This is a genomic window from Pseudomonas sp. RIT-PI-a (assembly GCF_001187875.1).
GTDB classification, from domain to species: Bacteria; Pseudomonadota; Gammaproteobacteria; order Pseudomonadales; family Pseudomonadaceae; genus Aquipseudomonas; species Aquipseudomonas coleopterorum.
Genome location: NZ_LGIR01000013.1, coordinates 311,968 through 326,753 on the forward strand (window position 1 = coordinate 311,968; position 14,786 = coordinate 326,753).

Here is a 14,786-nt window from a genome sequence, read left to right on the forward strand (position 1 = left end):
AGTGACAGCAGATGGTGAGCAGTTGGCGTGTGCAACAAGCGGCGCGCGAGATCCGAGCGGGCGCGGTGATCGCCTACCCGACCGAAGCTGTCTGGGGGCTGGGTTGCGATCCGTGGGACGAAGAGGCGGTCTACCGCTTGCTCGCCATCAAGGAGCGCTCGGTCGACAAGGGTCTGATACTGGTCGCCGACAACATTCGTCAGTTCGACTTCCTGTTCGAGGACTTCCCCGAGGACTGGATCGATCGGATGGCCAGCACCTGGCCCGGCCCGAATACCTGGCTGGTGCCTCATCAGGACCTGTTGCCCGAATGGATCACCGGCATTCACGACTCCGTGGCCCTGCGCGTGAGCGATCACCCGCAGGTGCGCGAGCTGTGTGCGCTGGTAGGGCCGCTGGTGTCGACCTCGGCCAATCGCCAGGGCCGTCCGGCTGCCCGCAGCCGCCTGCGCGTGGAGCAATACTTCCGGGGCGAAGTGGACCTGGTGCTGGGGGGCGCGCTGGGTGGGCGGAAGAGTCCGAGCGTGATCCGTGACCTGGTCACCGGCGAGGTGATCAGGCCCTGACTCTGGCCCTGACTCTTGCCCTAAACCTGGCGAGAGAGCCGTCAGCGTGAGGCTCCCTGCCCGGCTTCACGGCAGCAGGATGGTCGAGCCCACCGTCTCGCGTGCGGCGAGGGCCGTTTGTGCCTTCGCCGCTTCGCTCAACGGGTACTGCTGGCTGACGTCGACCTTGAGCTTGCCGCTGGCGATCATCTCGAACAGTTCGTCGGCCATGCCCTGTACCGCACCGGGCACCGCGTAGCTGGCAAGGGTCGGCCGGGTGACGTACAGCGAGCCCTTCTGCGACAGGATCCCCAGGTTGACTCCACTGACCGCGCCGGAGGCGTTGCCGAAGCTGACCATCAGGCCACGTGGCTGGAGGCAGTCCAGCGAGGTTTCCCAGGTGTCCTTGCCCACGCCGTCGTAGACCACTGGGCATTTCTTGCCGTCGGTCAGCTCCAAAACTCGCTTGGCCACATCCTCGTGGCTGTAGTCGATCACCTCCCAGGCCCCCAGTGCCTTGGCTCGCTCGGCCTTGGCGGGCGAGCTGACGGTACCGATCAGCTTCACGCCCAACGCCGCTGCCCATTGGCAGGCCAGTGAACCCACGCCACCGGCGGCCGCGTGGAACAGAATGGTTTCTCCGGCTTCGACCTTGTAGGTCTGGCGCAACAGGTATTGAACGGTCAGGCCCTTGAGCATCACCGCAGCGGCCTGCTCGAAGCTGATCGCTTGCGGCAGGTGCACGGCCATGGCCGCAGGCAACACGTGCAGGTCGCTGTAGGCGCCCAGAGGGCCGCCTGCGTAGGCCACACGGTCGCCGACCTTGAAGCCGTCCACCTCGCTGCCCACCGCCTCCACCACCCCGGCCGCCTCGGTGCCCAGGCCCGATGGCAGTTGTGGCGTCGGGTACAGGCCGCTGCGGAAATAGTTGTCGATGTAGTTCACGCCCACGGCGTGATTGCTTACGCGAATCTCCTGCGGGCCCGGTTGCCTGGGCTCGAAGTCGACGAACTCGAGGACTTCCGGGCCGCCGGTGGAACCGAACTGGATACGCTTTGCCATCTGTTCACTCCTGCTGTCGTTGGGCGAAGGCCTATCGGACGCCTTTGCTTGATCGGCGTCAACTGCCGCAGGCGGTGAGCGATGCTATGCTACGCGCCGACTTGATCGCCGGTCAGGCGTGTTCGCAGGCCGCTGGCGGTATTTGCCCTTCTCCAAGGTGATGCCATGACTACCCGCACCGAGGCCGTAAAAGCCTATCTGCTCGATCTGCAGGACCGAATCTGCCACGCCTTGCAGGCCGAAGACGGCGGCGCGCACTTCGTCGAGGATGCCTGGACGCGTCCAGCGGGCGGCGGCGGTCGTACCCGGGTGATTGCCGACGGTGAGTTGATCGAAAAAGGCGGGGTCAATTTTTCCCACGTATTCGGCACCGGCCTGCCCCCCTCGGCCAGCGCCCATCGCCCGGAACTGGCCGGCCGTGGTTTCGAGGCGCTGGGCGTGTCCCTGGTGATTCACCCGCACAACCCGCATGTGCCCACGTCCCACGCCAACGTGCGCTTCTTCATCGCCGAAAAGGAAGGCGAAGAGGCGGTCTGGTGGTTCGGTGGTGGTTTCGACCTCACGCCCTACTATGCCCACGAAGAAGACTGCATCCACTGGCACCGCGTCGCCCAGCAGGCCTGCGAGCCCTTTGGCGCCGATGTCTATCCACGCTACAAGGCCTGGTGCGATCACTATTTCCATCTCAAGCACCGCGGCGAGCCGCGCGGTGTGGGCGGCCTGTTCTTCGATGACTTGAACGAATGGGATTTCGACACCAGCTTCGCTTTCATGCGCGCCATCGGCGATGCCTTCATCGACGCCTATTTGCCCATCGTGCAGCGTCGCAAGGCCATGGCCTACACCGCGCAGCAGCGTGAATTCCAGGAATTCCGCCGCGGCCGCTACGTCGAGTTCAACCTGGTCTACGACCGCGGTACGCTGTTCGGTCTGCAGTCGGGAGGCCGCACCGAGTCGATCCTGATGTCGCTGCCGCCGCAGGTGCGCTGGGGCTATGACTGGAAGGCTGCGCCTGGTAGCGAAGAAGCGCGGTTGACCGATTATTTCCTCCAGGACCGCGACTGGCTGGCACAAGCCTCCGCCCTTTGATTCAGGAACCGTTTCGCATGGACAGTTATGTGGTTTTCGGCAACCCGGTGGGTCACAGCAAGTCACCGGCCATTCACCGATTGTTTGCCGAGCAGACCGGCCAGGCGTTGGACTACAGCACGCTGCTGGCGCCCATCGATGGCTTCACCGACTGTGCCCTGGGCTTTTTCAAGGAAGGCCTGGGCGCCAACGTCACCGTGCCGTTCAAGGAGCAGGCCTTCAGCCTGTGCAGCGTGCTGACCCCACGCGCGCAGCGTGCCGGCGCGGTGAACATGCTCAGTCGTCTGCCCGATGGCGGCCTGCGTGGCGACAACACCGATGGCGTGGGGTTGGTGCGCGATCTGGTCGACAACGCCGGTGTGACCTTGCAAGGCAAGCGCATTCTGTTGCTGGGTGCCGGCGGTGCGGTGCGAGGGGTGATCGAGCCGCTGCTCGAACAGCAGCCGCTGTCGCTGGTGATCGCCAACCGTACGGTCGAGAAAGCCGAACAGCTGGCGCGGCTGTTCGCTGATCTGGGCCCGGTTGCGGCCAGTGGCTTCGATTGGCTGGAAGAGCCTGTGGATATCATCATCAATGCCACGTCGGCGAGCCTGGCAGGCGATCTGCCGCCCATTGCCAGCAGCTTGATCGAACCCGGTGTCACGGTCTGCTACGACATGATGTACGGCAAGGAACCGACGCCGTTCTGTCGCTGGGCCAGCGAACACGGTGCGCGGCTGTCGCTGGATGGTTTCGGCATGCTGGTCGAGCAGGCGGCGGAAGCTTTCACCTACTGGCGCGGCGTGGCAGTGGATACGGCGCCGGTGCTGAGCCAGTTGCGGCGGGAGATGGCGGCGGGTCGAGTCGATTGAAGGGGTGTCAGTGAAGGCCTCTTCGCGGGCAGAGAGCTCGCCGCCCGCCCCGCTCCTACAGAGATCCAGTGCTCAACGCGGTATCCATGTGGGAGCGGGCTCTGCCCGCGAAGAGGCCATCACTGACACCCACCACCATCAAGCCCGTAAAAATCAAAGCTTCGCCCGCACCGCTGGCAGCGCATCCTTGCCATCCAGTGTCTTCACTCCGTCCAGCCACTTCTCCAGCACCGCCGGATTGGCTTTCAGCCAGGCATGCGCCGCCTGAGCGCTGGTCTTCTTGCTGTTGGCCACATCGGCCATGATCCCGTTTTCCATCTCCTGGGTGAACACCAAGTTGCTGAGCAGCTTGGCGGTGTTCGGGCAGCTCTGGGCGTAACCCTTGCGGGTCAAAGTGTGCACGGTCCCGGTGGAGCCGAAATACTTCTCGCCGCCCGTGAGGTATTTGAGCTTGATCTGCACGTTCATCGGGTGCGGCGTCCAACCGAGGAAGACCACGAACGCCTTCTTCTTCACGTTGCGATTGACCTCGGCCAACATGGCCTGCTCGCTGGACTCCACCAGCTTCCAGTCACCCAAACCGAATTCGTCTTTCTTGATGATCTCGGCCAGTGACAGGTTGGCCGGTGCCCCCGAACCGATGCCGTAGATTTTCTTGCCGAACTGATCGGCATGCTTGTCCAGGTCGGCGAAATCCTTCACTCCGGCGTCGTAGACATAATCGGGAACGGCCAGGGTGAACTCGGTACCGTCCAGGTTCTTGGCGTACTGCACAACATCGCCGTTGGCGACGAACTTGTCGTAGAAACCCTGTTGAGCCGGCATCCAGTTGCCAAGGAAGACATCCACCTGCCCATCCTTCAAGCCGCCGAAAATGATGGGCACGGCCAGGGTGTCGATCTTGGGCTTGTAGCCCATGCCCTCCAGTACCAGGCTGGCCAGCGCATTGGTGGCGGCAATGTCGCTCCAGCCCGGGTCAGCCATCTTCACGGTAGCGCAACTTTGTGGGTCAGACAGCGGTTCATCGGCGAACGCCGGCGAGCCGGCAGCCGCCAACCAGCCGGCTGCCAGGGCTGTGGATATCTTCATGGTCACCTTCATGCGGACTTCCCCTCAAAGCGTCTGATGTAATGGGCAGGGTTGTGGATAACGTGCCTTGCGCTCCAGGTCGTCGAGGTCGATGTGGTTGCGCATGTATTGCTGACTGGCGTCCACCAGCGGCTGGTGATCCCAGCTCTTCAGCGTGCCCTGGGTCAATGCACTGGCCACGAAACGACGGCGGCGCTGGCTGGCGAGCACCTGTTGGTGTATCGCCGGCATGTCCCATTTACGGCGGGCTTCACTCAGAAAAGCCTCGAACAGTGCCCGGTGCGAGGGTGACTGGCTCAGGTCTTCGCGTTCGTGTGGATCGTTGTCCACGTCGTAGAGCAGGCAGGGGTCTTGCTCGCTGTAGATGAATTTCATCGCCCCGCGGCGGATCATCATCAGCGGACTGCTGGTGCCTTCGGCCATGTACTCGCCGAACACCTCGTCGTGGCCGCCTTCACCCTGCAGGTGGGAAACCAGCGAACGACCGTCCAGAGGCAGGCCGGGCTCGAGTTCGCCGCCGGCCAGCTCGACGAAGGTGGGCAGCAGGTCGGCGGTGGAAACAGCCGCCTGTACGCGCCCCGGCTTGAACTGGCCAGGGGCGCAGACCAGCAGCGGCACCCGCGCCGCCATCTCGAACCAATGCATCTTGTACCAGAGCCCACGCTCGCCAAGCATGTCGCCGTGATCGCCGGAGAAGACGATGATGGTGTCGTCGGCCAGCCCGGTTTCTTCCAGGGTCTGCATCAGCTTGCCGACATTGTGATCGATGTAGCTGCACGCGCCGAAATAGGCGCGTCGTGCGTCGCGGATCTTATCCACAGGCAAGGGTTTGTCCCACAGGTCATAGACCTTGAGCAGGCGCTGCGAATGCGGGTCCAGTTCGGTCTGGCTCGGCACGTTCTGCGGCAGGGGAATGTCTTCGTCGCGGTACAGGTCCCAGAACGGCTTGGGAATGGTGTAGGGATCGTGCGGATGGGTCATCGACACCGTCAGACAGAAAGGCTGGTCGCCGTCTTGGCGAATGTGATCGAACAGGTACTGCTGGGCCTTGAACACCACTTCTTCATCGAAATCCAGCTGGTTGGTGCGCACACAGGGGCCAGCCTGCAGCACCGAGGACATATTGTGATACCAGCTGGGGCGCACGTCGGGTTCGTCCCAGTTGACGGCCCAGCCATAGTCGGCGGGATAGATATCGCTGGTCAGGCGTTCCTCGTAACCGTGCAGTTGTTCAGGGCCGCAGAAATGCATCTTTCCCGACAGCGCCGTGCGATAACCCAGGCGGCGCAGATAGTGGGCGTAGGTGGGCACGTCGGCGGCAAATTCGGCAGCGTTGTCGTAGGCGCCGATCTTGCTCGGCAACTGCCCACTGACCAAGGTGAAACGCGACGGCGCGCACAGCGGGCTGTTGCAGTAGGCGGCATCGAACACCACGCCGGTTTCGGCGAGGCGGCTGATGTTCGGCAGCTTGATGGGAGACGCCGCGTAGATCGGCAACAGAGGGGCGGCCATCTGATCGGCCATGATGAAAAGAATGTTCTTGCGCTTCATCGGCTCAGGGCATTCCATAGTGGAGATTAATGCGAAGTTTCTGCCGTTCACCATGCGGTGCGGCTGTGGCCTGGTAAAGCCCACGCAGAACAATACCTAGGATAAGTAGCGCTTATGTTGGCAAGCCTCGGAGAGCTTTCCCTTGACCTGTTGCGGGCCTTCGAGGCCGCCGCCAGGCTGCGCAGTTTCACGGCTGCCGCCGCCGAGTTGGGTACGACGCAACCTGCCGTCAGCCAGCAGATCAAACGGCTTGAGGAACAACTGGCCATCCGCCTGTTCGATCGTATCTACCGAGGCATCGAGCTGACCGACGCAGGCTACACCCTGTTCGAGGCGGTACAGGGAGGGCTGCGCAGTATCGACGACTGTCTGGGCTTGATCACCACCCAGACCCAGCACGAAGTGCTTCAGGTCTCCACCGACTTCGCGTTCGCCGCCTATTGGCTCATGCCACGCCTGCATCGCTTCCATCAGCGTTATCCACAGGTCGATGTCAGCTTGGTCACCAGCGAACGCAGCCACGCCATGCTCGGCCCGAACATTGACGTGGCAGTTCTGTTCGGCGATGGCCGTTTCCGTCAGGGTGAAAGTCACTGGTTGTTCAACGAAGAAGTCTTCCCGGTCTGCAGCCCGCGCCTGTTGGAAGATCGAACGCTACCGCTGGGCCCTGATGCATTGCTCGAATGGCCGCTGCTGCATCTGCGCGGTGAAAGCAGCTGTCAGTGGTTCGATTGGAGCGGCCTGTTCCGCGCCTTGCACATCCCCAGTGCCCCAGCGCCGGGGCAATTGCGCTTCGACAACTACACACTGCTCATCCAGGCCGCGATTGCCGGGCAAGGCGTTGCCATCGGCTGGCGTCACCTGGTGGACGCATTGCTGGAGCAGCAACTGCTCTGCCGCCCTTTCGAAGGCGCCGCCACATCGGCGTTGGGCTATTTCGTGGTGGTGCCGCAACGCAAACGCCGTGGACAAATGGTGCAACGGTTCGTGGATTGGGTGATGGAGGAGCAGAGCCAGCGGTAGAGGGGATATCCCACACTCACTTGGGAAACGGCTGCTACTGCACTATCGGTCGACTGGCTACCCTGCATGATCCCACCGATCAGGAATGCATCGACATGCGCCGTGCCATAGCAGTCGCCGTTGTATCTACCGCCGTTTCAGGATGTTATCTACCCATCCCTCAAGATTATCAGCCGCCTGCCCCAATCGATATCTTCACCTATACGATCATCCGCATGATGCCGGATGATCACTCGCCTTCCCTTCGTCTTGATGAAGGTAGATCCATAGGCGCTCGGGCATTTCGACCGTTGGACCATGCATCACTGGTAGCGTTTTTCAAAGGCATGAAAGGCGAATGCGTTTCTGCTCAACACGCCTTGAACCGGATTGTATGTACGGTAATCAGCGAAACCCATTTCCAGCAGCCGGATCGCAACGTCGAAAAAGTGAGCGGCTGTTGGGGCAATATCACGCTTGTTTACGGTTTCGACTATGTCGAGCCTGTTTCAGATCTATCGAATTGGTCATCCATGGACTTTTTGGCTAGTGGCATGGGGTGTATAAGCGCTTGGGCGGCTTCTCATTAGAATATGAGAAAATATTAATTATGTATTTAACTCCATAAGCCGGGTAGTGGAAGCATAGACCGCGGGCTACAGTTCGCGAAGTCATACATCCATCCCTTAACAGGAGTTACCCATGTCACAGCAATATCAAATCGAAGCACGTTCACATGCTATCGCCGGTCTATGGAGCCACAACTTTTGGGCGCTTCGTCACCCGAACGGAGAGGTCATGGCGGAGCTACATGGCTTAGCTACCGACCGCGTCACGCTTCGTACGGCGACAATTGGCACCTCTAATCGCCACTCATTGAGAGCATGGCATTTTGCAGTTAAAAAACATCACGCTGAGGTGGGTGTAATAGGTCACCAGGTGACTACGGGGTATCTCTACCAAGAAGGACAGACTCGAAAAGTGGTCTTGTCCGGAGACAGCGGAAATATACTACCTCGGTGGCGTGCCGCCGTGAAGTCGATTGGGCTTATAAACGATATGAATCTCGACTACCCACCGGGGGGTATCAAGGTGATTGGCAATACAAAAAACAGCAATTCTATGTTTACAACATTTGGAGATTTGATGGGTTTGTCTCGATTTAGTTTTTGGGGTGTGTTCGAGCCTGGTATCGATAATCCTGTTTTGCATGAAGAGATTGTAAGCGCCTTAAGAGCTCTGTTCGATGAAAGCTTGGATGTTCCGGTGCAGCCGTCAATGCCGGTTTTGAGCTCGCCTGTTGATAGCCTATCCGCTGCAAATTTCCCTCTGTCTGCGTCCGGTGGAGCGCCTAGCCATCTAGAGGCTGGGTATGGTCAATGGGGGCTAAATGCGCCTTTCCATGGAAGTGTTAGCATTCCATTCTTTGAGTATCACGATATGTCCGGCATTCCTAGACGCGTTTATGCCGAGTGACATTGGCTATGCGCTAGAAGTGATTCGAAGCGAATGCGCTGAATAGTTTGCTGCGTTGCTGCTATGAGTCGGCGTGGTTCTGCTGCAAGCTATGCAGCGCCTATCTCACCGTTTTCGCGGCTGTCCGCCGCTCCTACAAAGAAATGCGACCGTGTAGGAGCGGCGTACAGCCGCGAAGGCGTCACGACAGGCAGTGCATCTCTAGATGGTTGATCAGTTCAGCACCCCCTGCAATACCTCATAAACGATCCCGGTACCAATGGCGATCAGCACCACATCCGTGCCCATGCGGCGCCATTCGTAGCCTTCGTAACGTGGTAGATGCTTCAGCGCGGGACCGTCGAGGCGGGCACCGTAGCCGCGAGGCAGGGGTTGTCCCTTGATGGCGCGAATACTGGCGGGAGGTGGGTTGCCGGGCCGGAAGACGTCGCGATGATCCTGAATGGTCTGGCGTACGGGGCCGAAATCCTGGGGTGGACCACCGCGCGCGATGCCGCCACCTGGGTTGCCTGGGCCACGGTTGCCCGGACCGCGGTCGTCATGATCAGGCCGATCGGGTCCGCCCGGCCGCTGATGGGGTTGTTCCTGGCGTCCTTGACGTTGCTCATCCGGTCCACCCGGACCACCGGGTGCGGCTTGCACCAGCGGTGCACAAGCGATCAGCAATGCACCCATGCTCAGGATCAGGTTTTTTGGCATGTTCATCATGGATTTCCTTCACGGCCAAACAGCAAAAAGGGGGACCGAACACAGGTTCGATCCCCCTTGGTCTTGCCGTTTAGTCCCGTGAACCGGAGGCTAATTCCTCTGTATTGGAATCTTTACCTTCAGCTGACACGAGCCTTACGTACGCCCTGCGCCAGTTGACTGCACAGCGACAGCACATCTTCCACAGCCTGACCGTGGTGCTGGGCATGGGCGATCTTGTCCACCAGTGCCGAGCCGACCACCACGCCATCGGCCAGGCGGGCAATGGCGGCAGCCTGGTCGGGCGTGCGGATGCCGAAACCAACGCTGATCGGCAGGTCGGTATGCCGACGCAGCCGCTCTATGGCAGCGCCTACGTGCTCGGTGGTAGCCGAGCCGGCACCGGTCACGCCGGCCACCGATACGTAGTAGACGAACCCGGAGCTGCGCTCCAGCACCCTTGGCAAGCGTGCATCGTCGGTGGTTGGCGTGGTCAGACGGATGAAGTCGATACCCGAGGCCTGTGCCGGGGTCGCCAATTCACCATCATGCTCGGGCGGCAGGTCGACGATGATCAGGCCGTCGACACCGGCCTCCTTGGCCTCGGCCACGAAGGCTTCGACGCCGAAGCGGTGAATCGGGTTGTAGTAGCCCATCAGCACGATGGGCGTGGTGCTGTTTTCGACGCGGAACTCACGAACCATCTGCAGGGTTTTCGCCAGCGTCTGACCGGCGTTCAGTGCCCGCAGGGTCGCCAACTGAATGGCCAGGCCGTCGGCCATCGGATCGGTGAAGGGCATGCCCAACTCGATGACATCCGCACCGGCGGCTGGCAGGCCCTTGAGGATCGACAGGGAAGCGTCGTAGCCGGGGTCGCCAGCGGTGACGAAGGTGACCAGGGCCGCGCGGCCCTCGGCCTTGAGTTCGGCAAAGCGTTGTTCGAGGCGGCTCATGCCAGTGTCTCCTTCGCGCCCTGGGCGCCCATATGGCTCATCACGGTTTGCATGTCCTTGTCGCCGCGGCCCGACAGGCACACCACCATCAGGTGATCGGCAGGCAGCGTCGGCGCGCGCTTCATGGCTTCGGCCAGGGCGTGAGCGGTTTCCAGCGCCGGGATGATGCCTTCAAGGCGGCAGGTGGCATGGAACGCAGCCAACGCCTCTTCATCGGTGATGCTGGTGTAGTTCACGCGCTTGATTTCGTGCAACCAGGCGTGTTCAGGACCGATACCGGGGTAGTCCAGGCCAGCCGAGATGGAGTGTGCATCGGTGATCTGCCCATCGTTGTCCTGCAGCAGATAGGTGCGATTGCCGTGCAGTACACCGGGAACGCCACCGTTGAGGCTGGCGGCGTGCTTGCCCGAATCCACGCCATGGCCGGCAGCTTCGACGCCGATGATCTCCACGCTGCTGTCATCCAGGAAGGGGTGGAACAGGCCCATGGCATTGGAACCACCGCCGACGCAGGCAACCAGGCTGTCGGGCAGGCGACCTTCCTTCTCCTGCATCTGCTCACGGGTTTCCTTGCCGATGATCGACTGGAAGTCGCGCACCATCGCTGGATACGGGTGTGGGCCGGCCACGGTACCGATCAGGTAGAAGGTATCGTCGACATTGGTGACCCAGTCACGCAGGGCATCGTTCATGGCGTCTTTCAGGGTGCCGGTGCCGGAAGTGACCGGCACGATTTCGGCGCCCAGCAGTTTCATGCGAAACACGTTCGCCTGCTGGCGCTCGATGTCGGTGGCACCCATGTAGATCACACAAGGCAGACCAAAGCGCGCGGCCACGGTGGCCGTGGCCACGCCGTGCATGCCGGCGCCGGTTTCGGCGATCAGGCGCTTCTTGCCCATGCGCTTGGCCAGCAGCACCTGACCGATGCAGTTGTTCACCTTGTGTGCGCCGGTGTGGTTGAGTTCTTCGCGCTTGAAGTAGATTTTCGCCCCGCCGCAATGTTCGGTCAGGCGCTCAGCGAAATACAACGGATTGGGCCGGCCGATATAGTCGCGCTGGAAGTAGGCGACCTGCTCGAGAAACTCGGGATCGGCCTTGGCCGCTTCGTATTCCCGAGCCAGCTCAAGCACCAGCGGCATCAGGGTCTCGGCGACGTAGCGGCCGCCGAAGGCGCCGAACAGGCCGTTGCTGTCCGGGCCACTGCGAAGATTGCTCTGGGTCATGCGAAGCTCCAGGGGAAATGAAAGGGCGATGTCACTACTGTACCCATGACAGCCGCTCAGGAAAACCGATAAGATCTCGGCAACCTGTCAGGAATTCTCACATTACCATGAGCCGTGACCTGCCCCCGCTGAATGCTCTCAAGGCATTCGAAGCCACTGCCCGCCTCAACAGCGTCAGCAAGGCGGCTGAATCCTTGAGCGTGACCCACGGTGCCGTCAGCCGACAACTGAAGCTGCTCGAAGAGCATCTGGGCATCGCATTGTTCGTCAAGCAGGGACGTGGCCTGAAACTCACAGATGCCGGCAGTCGGCTACGTGATGCCAGCGCCGAGGCTTTCGAACGCCTGCGTCTGGTCTGTGCGGAATTGAGTCAGGCCCAGGCTCAGGCGCCGTTCGTCCTGGGCTGCTCGGGAAGCCTGCTGGCGCGCTGGTTCATCCCGCGTCTGGGTCGATTGAACAGCGACTTGCCGGACTTGCGCCTGCATCTATCGGCCGGCGAAGGCGATCTGGACCCTCGCCGTCCTGGCCTGGACGCCTTGCTGATGTTTGCCGAACCACCCTGGCCCGCCGACATGGACGTGTTCGAACTGGCCGAAGAACGCATCGGACCTGTGCTCAGCCCGCGCTTCCAGGGATTCGAAGCCTTGCAGAACTGTACGGCCAAAGACTTGCTCAAGCACGCCCTGTTGCACACGACATCACGGCCACAGGCCTGGCCCAGCTGGGTACGGCGCAACGGCCTGGAACCCGAGGCGTTGACCTTGGGACAGGGGTTCGAGCATTTGTATTATCTGCTGGAAGCCGCAGTGGCTGGACTGGGCATTGCCATCGCACCCGAACCGCTGGTGATCGATGACCTGCGGGCCGGGCGTCTGGCCGCGCCATGGGGTTTTACGCAAACCCCGGCGCGGCTGGCGCTTTGGGTCCCGCGGCGCGCCTCGGACGGGCGCGCCCGACAACTGGCGCTATGGCTCAAGCAAGAGCTGGCGCGTCAGGTCGATTAGTTGCTGCGATTGCACATCAGGTAAGCGGCGATCAGACCCAGCGCGCCGACGGCGACGCCAGCTGCAGCCCAAGGGTGCTCTTGAGCGTAGTCACGGGTAGCGATACCGGTTTCTTTGGTCTTGACCTTCACTTCTTCGTACGCATCGCTGATCAGGCTGCGCGAGTGGCTCAGCGCGGTCTCGGCATTGGCCTTCAGCGCTTTGAGGGTCTTGCGCGACTCCTCGGTGGAATCTTCCTTCAGGCTTTCCAGGGAGCGCAGCAGGCTTTCGATTTCTGCTTCCATGCTTTGCAGCGAGGCCTTGCGGGTCGAAATTGCCATGGGTATCTCTCCTTCGTTGTGGTGAATAGCGTGTGTAGATTCCGACTGCGCGACAGGATGAAAGTGCAGTGCGTATGAACTTTTAGCGCAGAAATCCCCACACAGGTAGACAACTTTTCGTAGTCCATCCACTGGAGAGCACCATGAGCGATCACCACACGTACAAGAAAGTCGAACTGGTCGGTTCCTCGACCACCACCATCGAAGACGCCATCAACAACGCATTGGCCGAAGCGAGCAAGAGCATCGAGAAAATGGAGTGGTTCGAAGTGACCGAAACCCGTGGTCATATCGAGGATGGTCGAGTGGCTCATTTCCAGGTCACTCTGAAAGTTGGCTTCCGTATCCAAAATAGCTGACAGAAAACACGGAATCTTCCGACTGGCCGAATGCCATAGGTTGAGTTACAAAACACTCCCGGCGTATCGACCTGACCACAGGCGATCCGCCGTTTGTCTTAAAGCGGCAGTACCAAACCAAGGATGCAAGCGATGAAGCGAATTTTGTTGGCTGTGGGTTTGTTGAGCGTGGCAAGCGGCGTGTTCGCTGCAGGCAAGCCGTGCGAGGAGCTCAAGAGCGAAATCGCCGCGAAGATCGATGCCAACGGCGTGTCGGGTTACACGCTGGAAGTGGTCGACAATGTCACTCCGGATGAAGGTTTCCAGGTTGTCGGTTCGTGTGAAGGCGGCACCAAGGCCATCGTCTACAAGCGTTGATGGTATCGCTGCCATGACTCGCTCCCGCAGGACATCCAATCCCCTGTAGGAGCGGTCAGCGGCCGCGAAACAGGCGCCGCAGCAACTCAGATCAGCGCAGGCTCAACCCTTCATCACCTGCGCCAACAGCTCATAGGATCTGAGCCGATCGGCATGTTCATACAGATCGCACGTGAAGATCAGTTCGTCCGCCTGCGTCTGCTCCTGCAACACCTCAAGCTTGGCCTGGATCTTCGCCGGTCCCCCTACCACCGCCAAGCCCAGAAAGTCCCCGACCGCTGCTTTTTCATGGGGCAACCACAACCCTTCCATGCTCTTGACCGGTGGCTGCTGCACCAGGGTCTGGCCACGCATCAGGTTGAGAATGCGCTGGTAGACCGAAGTGGCCAGGTAGTCGGCGTGCTCGTCGCTGTCGGCGGCCACCAATGGCACACCGAGCATCACATACGGCTTGTCCAACACCTCGGAAGGCTGGAAATGGGCGCGATAGACACGGATCGCCTCATGCATGTAACGCGGCGCAAAATGCGATGCGAAGGCATAGGGAAGGCCATACATGCCTGCCAGCTGAGCACTGAACAGGCTCGAGCCCAGCAGCCAGATCGGCACGTTGGTCCCGCTACCCGGCACGGCGATCACTTTCTGATCAGGAGTACGAGGCCCCAGATAGGCCATCAGCTCGCGAACGTCGTCGGGAAAGTCGTCGGCACTGCCGGAGCGTTCACGGCGCAGCGCGCGCGCGGTCATCTGGTCCGACCCAGGCGCGCGGCCCAGGCCCAAGTCGATGCGTCCTGGGTACAGACTTTCCAGCGTGCCGAACTGTTCGGCGATCACCAGCGGCGCGTGGTTGGGCAGCATCACCCCGCCCGAGCCCACTCGGATCGAGGACGTGCCGCCGGCCAGATAGCCCAGCAGCACGGAGGTCGCCGAGCTGGCGATGCCATCCATGTTGTGGTGCTCGGCCACCCAGAAGCGGTTGTAGCCCCAGGTTTCGGCATGGCGCGCCAGGTCCAGGGCATTGTGCAGCGACCGTGCCGGGCCATGGTCGGCACGTACGGGCACAAGGTCGAGAACGGAGTATTTCGTATCGGTCAAAACGGTCATGATCAATGGCATCCTGTGGGTATGTGGCAGGTGGGATGCCCCGCGCATCTTTGCTACCGAATGTTTATTTCTTATGAATAGTCAGTATGGGCATCTTGCCCGGATTCAATAGCC

Annotated in this window: 17 protein-coding genes; 9 read left to right on the forward strand and 8 right to left on the reverse strand. The window is 61.0% G+C overall.

The window, feature by feature from the left end; all coding sequences use genetic code 11:
• Positions 1 to 11: 11 nt before the first annotated feature.
• The gene (locus tag AC788_RS09910; protein ID WP_049860477.1) at positions 12 to 566 is read left to right on the forward strand and encodes an L-threonylcarbamoyladenylate synthase; all 555 of its coding nucleotides are present in this window, start codon (positions 12 to 14) and stop codon (positions 564 to 566) included.
• 66 nt (positions 567 to 632) lie between these two features.
• Here AC788_RS09910 and AC788_RS09915 read toward each other — a convergent pair whose 3' ends face one another.
• The gene (locus AC788_RS09915) at positions 633 to 1,607 is read right to left on the reverse strand and encodes an NADPH:quinone reductase (protein ID WP_049860478.1); all 975 of its coding nucleotides are present in this window, start codon (positions 1,605 to 1,607) and stop codon (positions 633 to 635) included.
• A 165-nt stretch (positions 1,608 to 1,772) separates the two neighbouring features.
• Between AC788_RS09915 and hemF the strand changes: the two genes are divergently transcribed.
• Together hemF and aroE are read left to right on the forward strand one after the other, a co-directional pair.
• Positions 1,773 to 2,696: an oxygen-dependent coproporphyrinogen oxidase gene (gene hemF / locus AC788_RS09920; RefSeq protein ID WP_049860479.1), complete on the forward strand. Its 924-nt coding sequence runs from the start codon at positions 1,773 to 1,775 to the stop codon at positions 2,694 to 2,696.
• Positions 2,697 to 2,713: 17 nt separating this feature from the next.
• Entirely contained in the window at positions 2,714 to 3,547 is an 834-nt protein-coding gene (gene aroE, locus AC788_RS09925) for a shikimate dehydrogenase (RefSeq protein WP_049860480.1), read from the forward strand.
• A 153-nt stretch (positions 3,548 to 3,700) separates the two neighbouring features.
• On the opposite strand, the gene choX is transcribed toward aroE, so the two are convergent.
• Together choX and betC are read right to left on the reverse strand one after the other, a co-directional pair.
• Positions 3,701 to 4,636 carry a choline ABC transporter substrate-binding protein gene (choX, locus tag AC788_RS09930; RefSeq protein WP_049860551.1) on the reverse strand — a complete coding sequence of 312 codons (936 nt, stop codon included), beginning with the start codon at positions 4,634 to 4,636 and terminating at the stop codon, positions 3,701 to 3,703.
• Positions 4,637 to 4,660: 24 nt separating this feature from the next.
• The gene (gene betC, locus AC788_RS09935) at positions 4,661 to 6,187 is read right to left on the reverse strand and encodes a choline-sulfatase (protein WP_049860481.1); all 1,527 of its coding nucleotides are present in this window, start codon (positions 6,185 to 6,187) and stop codon (positions 4,661 to 4,663) included.
• A gap of 114 nt (positions 6,188 to 6,301) precedes the next feature.
• Between betC and AC788_RS09940 the strand changes: the two genes are divergently transcribed.
• From AC788_RS09940 to AC788_RS21615, 3 genes are all read left to right on the forward strand, one after another.
• Positions 6,302 to 7,210 carry a choline sulfate utilization transcriptional regulator gene (locus AC788_RS09940; protein WP_049860482.1) on the forward strand — a complete coding sequence of 303 codons (909 nt, stop codon included), beginning with the start codon at positions 6,302 to 6,304 and terminating at the stop codon, positions 7,208 to 7,210.
• Between the two features lie 95 nt (positions 7,211 to 7,305).
• Positions 7,306 to 7,779, forward strand: coding sequence for a hypothetical protein (locus AC788_RS21610; protein ID WP_152965729.1), 474 nt, complete (start codon positions 7,306 to 7,308; stop codon positions 7,777 to 7,779).
• 112 nt (positions 7,780 to 7,891) lie between these two features.
• Positions 7,892 to 8,665: a hypothetical protein gene (locus AC788_RS21615; protein ID WP_152965730.1), complete on the forward strand. Its 774-nt coding sequence runs from the start codon at positions 7,892 to 7,894 to the stop codon at positions 8,663 to 8,665.
• Between the two features lie 213 nt (positions 8,666 to 8,878).
• On the opposite strand, the gene AC788_RS09945 is transcribed toward AC788_RS21615, so the two are convergent.
• The 3 genes from AC788_RS09945 to trpB form a co-directional block, all read right to left on the reverse strand.
• Complete coding sequence (locus AC788_RS09945; RefSeq protein WP_049860483.1) at positions 8,879 to 9,370, reverse strand: RcnB family protein; 492 nt, start codon at positions 9,368 to 9,370, stop codon at positions 8,879 to 8,881.
• Positions 9,371 to 9,492: 122 nt separating this feature from the next.
• Positions 9,493 to 10,305 (reverse strand): tryptophan synthase subunit alpha, encoded by an 813-nt coding sequence (gene trpA / locus AC788_RS09950; RefSeq protein WP_049860484.1) that lies wholly within the window; start codon positions 10,303 to 10,305, stop codon positions 9,493 to 9,495.
• Positions 10,302 to 11,528 (reverse strand): tryptophan synthase subunit beta, encoded by a 1,227-nt coding sequence (gene trpB / locus AC788_RS09955; protein WP_049860485.1) that lies wholly within the window; start codon positions 11,526 to 11,528, stop codon positions 10,302 to 10,304. The genes trpA and trpB overlap by 4 nt, the downstream gene beginning before the upstream one ends.
• Positions 11,529 to 11,635: 107 nt before the next feature.
• On the opposite strand from trpB, the gene AC788_RS09960 reads away from it, so the two are divergent.
• Positions 11,636 to 12,532 carry a LysR family transcriptional regulator gene (locus AC788_RS09960; RefSeq protein ID WP_049860486.1) on the forward strand — a complete coding sequence of 299 codons (897 nt, stop codon included), beginning with the start codon at positions 11,636 to 11,638 and terminating at the stop codon, positions 12,530 to 12,532.
• Here AC788_RS09960 and AC788_RS09965 read toward each other — a convergent pair.
• Positions 12,529 to 12,852 (reverse strand): DUF883 family protein, encoded by a 324-nt coding sequence (locus tag AC788_RS09965; protein ID WP_043191960.1) that lies wholly within the window; start codon positions 12,850 to 12,852, stop codon positions 12,529 to 12,531. The two genes, AC788_RS09960 and AC788_RS09965, sit on opposite strands and share 4 nt — an antisense overlap.
• 143 nt (positions 12,853 to 12,995) lie before the next feature.
• On the opposite strand from AC788_RS09965, the gene AC788_RS09970 reads away from it, so the two are divergent.
• The gene (locus AC788_RS09970; RefSeq protein WP_043191958.1) at positions 12,996 to 13,211 is read left to right on the forward strand and encodes a dodecin; all 216 of its coding nucleotides are present in this window, start codon (positions 12,996 to 12,998) and stop codon (positions 13,209 to 13,211) included.
• A 132-nt stretch (positions 13,212 to 13,343) separates the two neighbouring features.
• Positions 13,344 to 13,568: a DUF1161 domain-containing protein gene (locus AC788_RS09975; RefSeq protein ID WP_049860487.1), complete on the forward strand. Its 225-nt coding sequence runs from the start codon at positions 13,344 to 13,346 to the stop codon at positions 13,566 to 13,568.
• Positions 13,569 to 13,670: 102 nt separating this feature from the next.
• Here AC788_RS09975 and AC788_RS09980 read toward each other — a convergent pair whose 3' ends face one another.
• A complete protein-coding gene (locus AC788_RS09980) occupies positions 13,671 to 14,672 on the reverse strand; it encodes an LLM class flavin-dependent oxidoreductase (RefSeq protein ID WP_049860488.1) in 1,002 nt (333 codons plus the stop codon).
• Positions 14,673 to 14,786: the final 114 nt, after the last annotated feature.

Coding starts and splice junctions, on each gene's coding strand:
- AC788_RS09910 (WP_049860477.1), top strand. CDS start 12: ATGGTGAGCAGTTGGCGTGTGCAACAAGCGGCGCGCGAGATCCGAGCG.
- AC788_RS09915 (WP_049860478.1), bottom strand. CDS start 1,607: ATGGCAAAGCGTATCCAGTTCGGTTCCACCGGCGGCCCGGAAGTCCTC.
- hemF (WP_049860479.1), top strand. CDS start 1,773: ATGACTACCCGCACCGAGGCCGTAAAAGCCTATCTGCTCGATCTGCAG.
- aroE (WP_049860480.1), top strand. CDS start 2,714: ATGGACAGTTATGTGGTTTTCGGCAACCCGGTGGGTCACAGCAAGTCA.
- choX (WP_049860551.1), bottom strand. CDS start 4,636: ATGAAGATATCCACAGCCCTGGCAGCCGGCTGGTTGGCGGCTGCCGGC.
- betC (WP_049860481.1), bottom strand. CDS start 6,187: ATGAAGCGCAAGAACATTCTTTTCATCATGGCCGATCAGATGGCCGCC.
- AC788_RS09940 (WP_049860482.1), top strand. CDS start 6,302: ATGTTGGCAAGCCTCGGAGAGCTTTCCCTTGACCTGTTGCGGGCCTTC.
- AC788_RS21610 (WP_152965729.1), top strand. CDS start 7,306: ATGCGCCGTGCCATAGCAGTCGCCGTTGTATCTACCGCCGTTTCAGGA.
- AC788_RS21615 (WP_152965730.1), top strand. CDS start 7,892: ATGTCACAGCAATATCAAATCGAAGCACGTTCACATGCTATCGCCGGT.
- AC788_RS09945 (WP_049860483.1), bottom strand. CDS start 9,370: ATGAACATGCCAAAAAACCTGATCCTGAGCATGGGTGCATTGCTGATC.
- trpA (WP_049860484.1), bottom strand. CDS start 10,305: ATGAGCCGCCTCGAACAACGCTTTGCCGAACTCAAGGCCGAGGGCCGC.
- trpB (WP_049860485.1), bottom strand. CDS start 11,528: ATGACCCAGAGCAATCTTCGCAGTGGCCCGGACAGCAACGGCCTGTTC.
- AC788_RS09960 (WP_049860486.1), top strand. CDS start 11,636: ATGAGCCGTGACCTGCCCCCGCTGAATGCTCTCAAGGCATTCGAAGCC.
- AC788_RS09965 (WP_043191960.1), bottom strand. CDS start 12,852: ATGGCAATTTCGACCCGCAAGGCCTCGCTGCAAAGCATGGAAGCAGAA.
- AC788_RS09970 (WP_043191958.1), top strand. CDS start 12,996: ATGAGCGATCACCACACGTACAAGAAAGTCGAACTGGTCGGTTCCTCG.
- AC788_RS09975 (WP_049860487.1), top strand. CDS start 13,344: ATGAAGCGAATTTTGTTGGCTGTGGGTTTGTTGAGCGTGGCAAGCGGC.
- AC788_RS09980 (WP_049860488.1), bottom strand. CDS start 14,672: ATGACCGTTTTGACCGATACGAAATACTCCGTTCTCGACCTTGTGCCC.